The following is a 10783-nucleotide window of genomic DNA, read 5'->3' as shown; positions in this document are numbered from 1 at the left end:
ACATTAGTGAATACAAGTTAACCATTAATTACAGCGACTACGCTGTCGAGCACAAATAAAATGGATGAACGCTATTTAAAGTTATGCCTGTGGTTACACGATAAATATGTTGACCAAAGGGTTTTGTCTAATACACAACATGAGCTTTCAAAACAACTTACACCACTACAAGGCGATGCCAGTCAGCGGCGATATTTTCGCTGGGATATAACTCCTCAGCGTTCTGTTATTGCCGTTGACGCGCCACCTGAAGTGGAAAATACGACTGCTTTTGTTGCGATTGCAAGGCAATGGCAGTTGCAGGGTATTCCCGTTCCTGAGATTTTTTTTGCTGACAGTCAGCAGGGTTTTTTATTGATCGAAGATTTAGGAGATCAATTATTACTTCCTTTACTCAATCAAGATAATGCTCAGTACTACTATGGACAAGCGTTCAACATTTTGCAGCAAATACAACAGTCTACTTCTTTCACAGATTACTCTTTACCAGCGTATGATCAAATTTTTTTACAAAGGGAGCTTGATTTGTTTCATGAATGGTTTGTGGTTGAATTCTTAAAAATTGAATTAAACGCGATCCACAAAAAAATGTTACAGGGAATGTTTGAACAAATCATCGATTGTGCATTACAACAGCCACAAGTTGTTGTGCATAGAGACTTTCATGCTCGTAATTTAATGGTCACCAATAACGCATTACGGGTGATTGATTTTCAAGGTGCAGTGGAAGGACCTGCAACATATGATGCCGTGTCTCTGCTCAAAGACTGTTATATTTGCTGGCCAATTGACCAAGTGAAGCAGTGGTGGTTTGATTGGTCAAATAGCTTAACAGCTCTAAAAGGGTTTTCGCCAGAGCAAACTTGGCAGTGGTTTCAGTGGGTGGGCCTACAGCGTCATCTAAAAGTGTTGGGACTATTTGTACGTTTATTTAAGCGTGAGAATAAAGCACGATATTTGCAGGACTTACCATTAGTGGTGAACTATGTGGAACAGGTCATTCTGTCGGAGCCTGACTTTGCGGACATAGCCGATTGGTGGCAGGATGAACTTCAGCCTCGCTGGTTAAGTTATTACCATTCTAAAAAGGACTCATAATGAAAGCGATGTTGCTCGCTGCAGGAGAAGGTCAACGTATGCGGCCTTTGACCCTGATAACTCCAAAACCATTGCTTCCTGTGAATGGGCAACCGCTAGTGGCTTATAGCTTACAACGCTTAGCGCAGTCAGGTATAACAGATGTAGTTATGAATACCTCATATCTAGCAGAGAAGGTTGAGCAAACATTAGGTGATGGCCAACAATTTGGAGTACAGATCCAATACTCAAGAGAACAGCAAAAACTGGAAACCGGAGGAGGGATTTTTAAAGCATTACCCTTACTAGGGCAAGATCCCTTTCTTGTCGTTAATGGTGATGTCTGGTGCAATTACCCCTTTGCTGTATTAGAAAAGCAAAAGCAGCGGCTTCAGGATGAACACAAACTAGCCCATTTAGTTTTAGTGTCCAACTCCCCCCATCATCCAGAAGGTGATTTTTATTTGGTAGAGGAAGGGCATATTGCATTATCAGGTAATGCTGAACAACGTTTTACTTATAGTGGTATTAGCATCCTCCATCCAGATTTATTTGCTGGCTGTAACCCTGGAGTGTTTTCTTTAGCACCATTGTTGCGAGAAGCTATTCGTCAGGGCCAAGTGACTGGAGAGCTTTATCAGGGGGAATGGTTAGATATTGGTACTCCTGACCGGTTACAGCAGTTATGTTGTCATCTTCAGGCGAGTGAGTCACTAGGTGCAAAATAATGAAGTATGGAACGCTAATAGGTGCATTGCTTGGTTTGCTTATTGGTGGTGGTCCTTTAGGGGCTCTCATTTTAGGTGTAGCAGGGTTTTGGCTAGTAGACCGCAGACCTGTATGGCAATTACTTACTGGAAGTGGATTACAGAGTCGATTATTTACGGTTAATCATGAGCAGGTTCAGTCTGCTTTTTTCACAGCCACATTTACGGTGATGGGGCGTGTTGCAAAAGCGGATGGTCGTGTCTCTGAGCAGGAGATTAAGACTGCCTCAGAAATTATGAAGTCAATGAAGCTATCTCCTGGTCAGCGTAAAGCAGCGATTAATCTTTTTAACGAAGGTAAAGAGCTATCTCGAGATTTGGTCCCAGTGTTGAGTTCGTTTCACCAGGTTGCACGTCACCGCCATAGCTTAATGAATATGTTTTTGGAGCTACAGCTTCAGGCTGCTTATGCTGATGGGGTCATTAGTCGACAGGCTGAAAATGTATTGCGTGAGGTGTGTTTGGCGCTGGGCATTAGCCAGTTTCGCTTACAAGTCATTCAGCAGCGCTACTTAGCACAACGGGCTTTTTTTAATCAGTATCAGGAACAAACGAGGCAGCGGCATCAAGCTAACCTAGCCAGTCGTAATCAACTAAGTAATGCTTATGCTGTGTTAGGTGTACCCATTGGATGTGATGATCAGCAGATGAAAAAAGCGTATCGTCGATTAATGAACCAACACCATCCAGATAAATTAGTCGCTAAAGGTTTACCTGAAGAAATGGTGTCTGTAGCAAAACAGAGAACTCAGGAAATACAAGCCGCTTATAATTTAATTAAAAAACACCAAGCCCATAAAAGGTAGCCGTTCAATTACTATCGCATTTATTAGTCATTTCGATGAGTTTCATTATAGGCATGCTCAAGTTAAGAAGGCCTTTCGAATAGATGTTTTGGTAAATTATTTAGAGGGTTTACCAGAGTGCCCCATTTTTTGCTACTGTAACTTAGCAGCTTCTTCTGCTGCCTTTTCTGCACGTTTTATTGCATCTAAAACAGCATCTACCCATTGACCCACATACTTTAAAATGCGGCTATCCAGCGTACTGTCATAACTCATACTAATGAGTAATCGCTGTCGGTAGCTGGGGTTTTCTGCCTTAATACTGGCAGCCTTACGGAGTTGTGCCCATCTGGAATAGAGGGGGGCACTATTCACTTCTAAGTCTAATACAGGAATTTTCAGTTTATCTAGAGGTTCAACAGGCATTGAGGCTGGAGACCAATTATTCGGCTTGCAGTCAATGAGTATGATTCCTGTGTAGTCATCAGGATGATTAGTGAGGTGGGGTAGTAAAAAGGGGCAGCTGTTACCAATGGCTAACAAGAACACTTTATCAGTTGTCTTTTCTTGACCAAACTTATGTGCACTTTTCATTAATTCATTTACGCTACTTGCATATTTTTCTTGCAATGAGGGTGTTACTTTAAACACTGGCAAATGCTTTTCACTATCAGTCTCTTGGTTTTTGGGGGCAGAATTTTCTTTTGTATTAGTCTTTGGCTGATTATTGTTAGGCGAGGTTTGCTGCTTTTCATTATCAGTTTTATTTGAAGTAGGATTGGCGTTTGTTTTATTGTCTAACTTTTTGTTTTTCTGCTTGGTATCAGCATCAATAGCATTTGCTTTATCTGAATCTGAAGAGGAAGCTTTTCGGGCTTCCATTATAACTTTTGATGGAGATGGTGGATTTATAGCTAGCGTGCTCCAGCCTTTTAATGGCAGTTGCTGTCGGAGTTTATGCATATACTTTGGCCAATCTGCATGATTGCCTTGTTCTGCAAGAAGTATTACAGCCCCCTTTAATGAGCCTGCACGTTCATTTTGCCACAGCCCGTATATTGTATCCTTTGGCAGGTTAAGGGTTACCAGTTGGTCAGATGCATAGATTTGTTGTAGAGCTTGTTGGCTCCGGTTTATGAAATCGTTAGCTAGTGCTCTATCTTGCTGTGGTGTAGTTGTATTTTCTTGCATAGTTGCGTTGGCAGAATCTGTTGGGGAAGGGGCTTGCTGCCCAGAGTTGGAAGGCTGGGTGGGAGCTGCTGGGCTATTGGTTGAATTGTCTTCTTGAGCAGCCCATAGAAGTATACGGCCAGAAAGCAGAATAATGATGCAGGTAATAAATAAATCAATGTGACGCATGGTGCATTCTGTCCTGACCCTGAATTTTAATGGCGTTACGTATATGCAATTAGGAGAACAATGCTTAGCTTTTATTGAGCTAGTCCTACTGAAAGCATAGATAAGTTCAGATAAAATGCGCCCAACCTGAATGAAGAGGTGGTGATAATGAGAAACTACTTGATTGCACCCAGTATTTTATCTGCAGATTTTGCACGTCTGGGGGAAGAGGTGGATGCTGTTTTAGCAGCTGGTGCTGATATTGTTCACTTTGATGTGATGGATAATCACTTTGTACCAAATTTAACCGTAGGGCCAATGGTATGTAGGGCATTACGTAATTATGGTGTTACCGCTGATATTGATGTCCACCTAATGGTTAAGCCTGTTGATCGTATAATTGGTGACTTTATTGATGCGGGTGCAACCTACGTTACGTTTCATCCTGAAGCATCAGAGCATATTGATCGTTCACTCCAGCTCATTAAATCAAGTGGTGCTAAGTCAGGGTTGGTATTTAACCCAGCAACACCTTTAGATGTATTGGAATATGTGCTTGATAAAGTGGATATGGTGTTAATCATGTCTGTAAACCCTGGGTTTGGTGGTCAAAAATTTATTCCTCAAGCACTTAAGAAAATCCAGCGAGCCAGAAACATCATTGATGAAAGTGGTTTGCCAATTCGCTTGGAAGTGGATGGTGGTGTTACTGTCGAGAATATTGCACAGATAGCTGCTGCTGGTGCGGATACCTTTGTTGCCGGGTCAGCCATTTTTGGTAAAGATGATTACCGAGCTGTCATTGAACAAATGCGTGCTAATTTGGCGGAGGTTAATTAATGGCTGTCATTGCTTTCCCAGTATTACCAGATCCTGAGTTGGTGTTGTTTGATTTGGATGGAACGCTGGTTGACAGTATTCCTGATTTAACGAGTGCTGTCGATGCTATGCTTGTAGCCCTTGGATTTGAGCCTGCCGGACAAGAACCAGTTAGTCATTGGGTTGGCAATGGAGCGCCAAAGCTTGTTGAGCGAGCTTTGCTGGCCAAGTCAGCTGAGCCGCTAACAGATGCGTTATTAACAAAGGCTAATCAGTTATTTAATGCTCACTATGAACACCACAATGGTGAGCAGGCTTGTGTTTATAAAGGTGTTTTAGCATTTTTGCAGTGCCTGCATCAGCAAAATATCAGCATGGGGATTGTAACTAATAAACCTAGCCAGTTTACTGAGCAACTACTGGAAAGGTTAAACTTAACACACTTTTTTAACCTGGTGCTAAGTGGTGACAGCCTTCCAGAGAAGAAACCAAGCCCTGCACCGTTACTTCATGCTATGGATTTCTTTGCAAAAGGACCTCAAAAAACATTAATGGTAGGTGATTCCGTTAATGATGTGAAAGCTGCTAGGTCGGCTAACGTTTCTGTAGTTGCGGTTAGTTATGGTTATAATCATGGTGAGCAGATTGATACAGCAAACCCTGATATAGTGGTAGACTCCCTGGCAGAACTCTTGTGCTGAAATATTTAGGCAAGTGTTAGCTACATAGCGTTAATAAGCGGTTTTGTGATTAATATAACCATTGGTTGCTCCATCCATAGTTATTCAATTAGGGGGGAGTGTGAAGCTGATGGTTATTATTTGAGTTTCAGTGATTTATTATTTAGCATCGTTAACTTCGCATTAGAAATATAATTGAATATACTCTTCGCTGTGGGTATAAATGAGAAGGCCTTATAACAATAAGCCTGTTATCTAGGAAAACAGTAGGGGAATAAACTGTGAAAATGTTAGCTTTTACAGAGCAATATATGAGTCTTTTACAACGACCTTTAACGGCTAGCTGGCGATGGTGGCGTTGGTTTTGGTGATAGTAAAACAAAGGATATTTGTAATGACTCAATATTGTTTAGGTAAAACGCATGACACACGAGCAGTTTTTACAGCTAGCCGAACAAGGCTACAATCGTATTCCAGTTACCCGTGAGCTTCTAGCTGATCTCGACACTCCGCTTAGCACCTACCTTAAATTGGCAGACCTGCCTTATACCTACCTTTTAGAATCTGTCCATGGTGGCGAGAAATGGGGGCGTTACTCCATTATTGGATTATCTTGTCGCACGGTACTTAAAGTTTTTGGTCATCAGGTAATCATTGAAGAACAAGGTACTGTTTTAGAAAGCCTGACGGTTGATGATCCTTTGACGTTTATTGAGACGTACTTTAAACGCTTTAAAGTTTATGAGCCGGATGATTTGCCACGGTTCAATGGTGGTTTGGTGGGGTATTTTAGTTATGACACTATCCGTTATATAGAGTCTAAGCTTGCAAACTCTTCCCCCAAGGATGAATTAAACACCCCAGATATACTGTTAATGGTGTCTGATGATGTGGTTGTTTTTGACAACTTATCTGGAAAAATTCTACTCATTACTCATGTAGACCCTAGTGAGGCTGACGCCTATCAAAAGTCTCAAGTAAAACTGGGCCAATTAGTTGCCAGAATGCGCAGGGCAACAGTAAATGCACCTTATGCGGCAGGTAGTGCACCACTATCAGAAACTGATTTTAAGTCTTTATTTGGACAGGATGCCTTTCAAGAAGGTGTTAATAAGATTAAGGACTACATAATGGCTGGGGATGCCATGCAAGTCGTTTTATCTCAGCAAATGCAGGCACCTTTCTCTGATCCACCTATCAATTTGTACCGTGCATTACGATGCTTAAATCCTTCACCTTACATGTACTACTTTAACCTGCAGGATTTCTATGTTGTGGGGTCATCTCCAGAAATTTTAGCACGTGTTGAAGATGGAGAGGTTGTGGTGCGCCCTATTGCAGGTACACGACCAAGGGGGAAAACCGTAGAAGAAGACTTAGCGTTAGAAAAGGATTTGCTGGCCGATCCAAAAGAGTTAGCTGAGCACTTAATGCTGATTGATTTGGGGCGGAATGATATTGGTCGTGTGGCAAAAACAGGCACTGTCACGGTATCTGATCAGATGATTATCGAAAGATACTCCCATGTTATGCATATTGTTTCTAATGTTACAGCACAGCTCAAAGATAACCTCACTGCAATGGATGTACTTAAAGCAACACTACCTGCAGGTACACTTAGTGGTGCGCCAAAGGTGAGGGCTATGGAAATTATTGATCAGTTAGAGCCGGTTAAACGTGGCATTTATGGTGGTGCTGTGGGTTATATTTCCTGGAATGGCAATATGGACACGGCCATTGCTATTCGAACAGCAGTGATTAAACAAAATACACTGTATATCCAGGCTGGTGCTGGTGTGGTGGCTGACTCACAGCCTGAAATGGAGTGGCAGGAAACACTAAATAAAGGGCGAGCAGTTATGCGTGCAGCCATGCTTGCTCAAACAGAATTGGATCTTCCTTAGCCAATTAAACTAGCACAGTTACCACACACAGTATTTTGAGGTTTAGATACTAAGTGAATTAGGAGTGAATACATAACTTCTTTAGTTTCACATTTGGTATTTTTCCTCTGGAGATCGCCATGTTATTAATGATTGATAATTACGACTCATTTACCTACAACATTGTGCAATATCTGGCAGAACTAGATGCAGATGTTGAAGTGTATCGCAATGATGAAATTGATCTAGCAAAGATTAAAGCACTGTCACCTTCTCATATCGTTATTTCTCCTGGTCCTTGTACCCCAAATGAGGCAGGTATTTCACTGGCCGTTATAGAAGCATTTACAGGAAAAATTCCAGTTTTAGGTGTCTGTCTTGGCCATCAGAGTATTGGACAAGTTTTTGGTGGTCGAGTGATAAGGGCTAAAGAAGTTATGCATGGCAAGACTTCCCCTGTTAAGCATAATTCTCAAGGCGTTTTTTCTGGGCTACAGAACCCGTTACAAGCAACGCGCTATCACTCTCTTGTTTTAGAGCAGTCTTCACTTCCAGACTGTTTTGAGCTTACGGCGTGGACTGAATTAGCAGATGGGTCTGTGGATGAAATAATGGGGATCCGACATAAGTCATTGGCGATAGAGGGGGTTCAATTTCACCCTGAGTCGATTTTAACAGAACAGGGTCATGACTTACTGGCTAACTTTTTGCGACAGAGCTGTTGATTGGGGGAGGGAGTGAAAATGAATATTAAACAAGCCATAGCGCATATTGTTGAAGGACATGATTTAACTACCCAGCAGATGCACAAAGTCATGACCGAGGTAATGACAGGGCGGGCAACTGATGCGCAAATCGCAGGTTTGCTTGTTGGGTTGAGAATGAAAGGAGAGACTGTTGACGAGCTGGTTGGCGCTGCAGAAGTTATGCGTTCACTTGCTCAACCTGTCCATCTTAACCTTCCTGACCTAATTGATACCTGTGGAACAGGGGGGGATGGCTCAAATATATTTAATGTTTCGACTGCTGCAGCATTTGTGGTTGCTGCTGTCGGTGGCCATGTAGCTAAACATGGTAATCGTTCTGTTTCAAGCAAAACAGGTAGTGCTGATGTGCTTGAAGCTGCAGGGATTAAACTGGATTTAACACCAGAGCAAGTTGCTCGATCTATTGAGCATGTAGGGGTTGGTTTCATGTTTGCGCCAGCCCATCACAGTGCCATGAAGTATGCGGTTGGCCCGAGGAAAGAGCTTGGTGTAAGAACGCTTTTTAATTTGGTAGGCCCCTTAGTTAATCCAGCAGCCGTTAAGCGACAGGTTATGGGCGTATTTGCTCGGCAGTGGGTTAGGCCGATTGCTACTGTTTTGCAAAGGTTGGGGTCAGAGCATGTCATGGTGGTACATGCTGGAGATGGTCTGGATGAAATTAGTATTGCTGCAGACACTTGGGTTGCTGAGTTAAAAAACGGCGAGATACTTGAGTATAAGTTAAGCCCAGAGCAGTTTTCAGTTGAACTGAAGTCATTGTCAGGACTTAAAGTGGACTCAGCTGAAAGTAGTATTGAGTTAATTCGTGATGCACTAGGCAAACAAACAAAGGAAAATGCTACCAAGGCAGCTGATATGATTGCATTAAATGCTGGTGCAGCAGTCTATGTGGCAGGTTTAGCAAGTAGCATGGAGCAAGGTGTTGCGATGGCTCAAGATGCGATTGCCAGCGGTTTAGCAAAAGAAAAAATTAGTGAGTTGGCGAGTTTCACACGATATGCCACTCAAGTGGATGATTAACAACAGGTAAAGAAGTTGTCGTAATGAATACTCCAACAGTACTAAAGCGAATTTTGCAGCGAAAACAAGAAGAAGTCAGTTCAAGAAAGCAAGCAATTTCATTATCAACGTTGCTGGCGAAAGTGGCTGATTTACCTGAAACTAGAGGGTTTGCTTCTGCTATCAAGCTACAACTGAATAAGAAAAAAGCAGCGATTATTGCTGAAATTAAGAAAGCCTCCCCAAGTAAGGGGGTGATTCGTGAGCATTTTCATCCAGCTGAGCATGCTGCTGACTATCAGCAATATGGTGCTACGTGTTTATCGGTGCTTACAGATAAAGACTTTTTCCAAGGGGAAGATGTTTATCTGCAGCAGGCGCGTGAGGCATGTCAGCTTCCAATGTTGCGCAAGGACTTTATTATTGATGCTTATCAGATTGTTGAGTCTCGGTATATTGGTGCAGATTGTATTTTGTTGATAGCGGCTGCATTGTCACATCAACAACTTGTTGATTTATCACAGGAAGCTATTCAACTAGGCTTGGATGTTTTGGTTGAAGTACACAATGAAACAGAGTTGGAGGCGGCTCTGAAGCTACCCACTCCGCTTCTAGGTATTAATAACCGTGACTTGCATACTTTTGATGTCTCATTAGAGACAACCTTGCGATTGCTGCCTGCTATACCAGAAAGCAAAATTGTTGTTACTGAAAGTGGAATACTAACGTCAGCAGATGTTGAAAAGATGGTCGCAAATAATGTTTGGACATTTCTAGTAGGAGAAGCATTTATGCGGCAGCAAAATCCAGGCAAGGAATTAGCTGTTTTGTTTGATGGTTATTTATAAAAAAGATATAAAACAAAAAAGGCGAATTAATTTCGCCTTTCTTGTTGAACGCCTATCTATTAAATGTTGGTATTAACGAGTTCCGAATACCACCATTGTTTTTCCTTTAACGGATACTAGTCCTTGCTCTTCTAGCGTTTTTAATACACGTCCAACCATTTCTCTTGAACAGCCAACAATACGGCCAATTTCCTGACGGGTGATTTTAATTTGCATCCCATCTGGGTGAGTCATGGCATCAGGTTCTTTGCATAGATCCAGCAATGTACGAGCAACGCGGCCAGTAACATCAAGGAATGCCAAATCACCTACTTTGCGCGTTGTGTTGCGAAGGCGATTAGCCATTTGCTTTCCAAGGGCAAAGAGGATTTCTGGATCTTCTTCACAAAATTCTTTGAATTTGCTGTAGCTAATTTCAGCAACTTCACATTCAGTTTTTGCTCTTACCCAAGCACTACGAGATCCTTCTTCATCGTCAAGAAACAATCCCATCTCGCCAAAGAAATCTCCTGCGTTCAGATAAGCGATGATGATATCCCGACCGTCATCATCTTCAATTAAAATTGTGACTGAACCCTTCACAATATAGTAAAGGGAGTCGCTGCTATCGCCGGCATAAATAATTGTGCTTTTAGCACTATAGCGGCGACGGTGACATAGTGACAAAAATTTGTCTAAGTCTTTAATTTTGGGTGTAGGTGTAGTAATAGCAACCATAAACAGGGTCCAACAACTTATGTTAATAACATCCTATTATTTTTAGTTTTCATTATGACCCTAAAATTCCCTTTATTCTAGTTAGTCAATTGGTTAAGTGTTT

The 10783-nt window shown here is 41.9% G+C and carries 11 protein-coding genes; 9 read left to right on the top strand and 2 right to left on the bottom strand.

From position 1 onward, the window contains the following. Positions 1–60: 60 nt before the first annotated feature. Genes KCG35_RS05650 through djlA form a run of 3 tightly spaced genes read left to right on the top strand, consistent with a single transcriptional unit; the run spans position 61 to position 2650 of the window. Positions 61–1098: an aminoglycoside phosphotransferase family protein gene (locus tag KCG35_RS05650; RefSeq protein WP_215818703.1), complete on the top strand. Its 1038-nt coding sequence runs from the start codon at positions 61–63 to the stop codon at positions 1096–1098. Beyond that, complete coding sequence (murU, locus tag KCG35_RS05645; protein ID WP_215818702.1) at positions 1098–1805, top strand: N-acetylmuramate alpha-1-phosphate uridylyltransferase MurU; 708 nt, start codon at positions 1098–1100, stop codon at positions 1803–1805. Before KCG35_RS05650 ends, murU begins: the two co-directional genes overlap by 1 nt. Beyond that, complete coding sequence (gene djlA, locus KCG35_RS05640) at positions 1805–2650, top strand: co-chaperone DjlA (RefSeq protein WP_215818701.1); 846 nt, start codon at positions 1805–1807, stop codon at positions 2648–2650. The genes murU and djlA overlap by 1 nt, the downstream gene beginning before the upstream one ends. 132 nt (positions 2651–2782) lie before the next feature. Here the strand turns inward: djlA and KCG35_RS05635 are convergent, their stop codons facing one another. Next, positions 2783–3988 carry a DUF3530 family protein gene (locus KCG35_RS05635; protein WP_215818700.1) on the bottom strand — a complete coding sequence of 402 codons (1206 nt, stop codon included), beginning with the start codon at positions 3986–3988 and terminating at the stop codon, positions 2783–2785. 147 nt (positions 3989–4135) lie between these two features. Here KCG35_RS05635 and rpe point away from each other — a divergent pair, with 147 nt between their 5' ends. The 6 genes from rpe (at position 4136) to trpC (ending at position 9963) form a co-directional block, all read left to right on the top strand. Next, positions 4136–4807 (top strand): ribulose-phosphate 3-epimerase, encoded by a 672-nt coding sequence (gene rpe, locus KCG35_RS05630; protein WP_215818699.1) that lies wholly within the window; start codon positions 4136–4138, stop codon positions 4805–4807. Further along, positions 4807–5487 carry a phosphoglycolate phosphatase gene (locus tag KCG35_RS05625; protein WP_215818698.1) on the top strand — a complete coding sequence of 227 codons (681 nt, stop codon included), beginning with the start codon at positions 4807–4809 and terminating at the stop codon, positions 5485–5487. Before rpe ends, KCG35_RS05625 begins: the two co-directional genes overlap by 1 nt. Positions 5488–5888: 401 nt before the next feature. After that, positions 5889–7370 (top strand): anthranilate synthase component I, encoded by a 1482-nt coding sequence (gene trpE / locus KCG35_RS05620; protein ID WP_215818697.1) that lies wholly within the window; start codon positions 5889–5891, stop codon positions 7368–7370. 119 nt (positions 7371–7489) lie between these two features. Further along, positions 7490–8074: an aminodeoxychorismate/anthranilate synthase component II gene (locus tag KCG35_RS05615; RefSeq protein ID WP_215818696.1), complete on the top strand. Its 585-nt coding sequence runs from the start codon at positions 7490–7492 to the stop codon at positions 8072–8074. A gap of 18 nt (positions 8075–8092) precedes the next feature. Then, on the top strand, positions 8093–9136 hold the full coding sequence (gene trpD, locus KCG35_RS05610) for an anthranilate phosphoribosyltransferase (protein WP_215818695.1): 1044 nt from the start codon (positions 8093–8095) through the stop codon (positions 9134–9136). A 23-nt stretch (positions 9137–9159) separates the two neighbouring features. After that, positions 9160–9963: an indole-3-glycerol phosphate synthase TrpC gene (gene trpC / locus KCG35_RS05605; RefSeq protein WP_215818694.1), complete on the top strand. Its 804-nt coding sequence runs from the start codon at positions 9160–9162 to the stop codon at positions 9961–9963. Positions 9964–10035: 72 nt separating this feature from the next. Here the strand turns inward: trpC and crp are convergent, their stop codons facing one another. After that, positions 10036–10680 (bottom strand): cAMP-activated global transcriptional regulator CRP, encoded by a 645-nt coding sequence (gene crp / locus KCG35_RS05600; protein WP_027709772.1) that lies wholly within the window; start codon positions 10678–10680, stop codon positions 10036–10038. Positions 10681–10783: the final 103 nt, after the last annotated feature.

This window comes from Zooshikella harenae, from assembly GCF_018837975.1.
In the GTDB taxonomy this organism is placed as follows: Bacteria; Pseudomonadota; Gammaproteobacteria; order Pseudomonadales; family Zooshikellaceae; genus Zooshikella; species Zooshikella harenae.
Note: the sequence above shows the minus strand (reverse complement) of the source record. Positions and strands in the feature narration are given on the sequence as shown.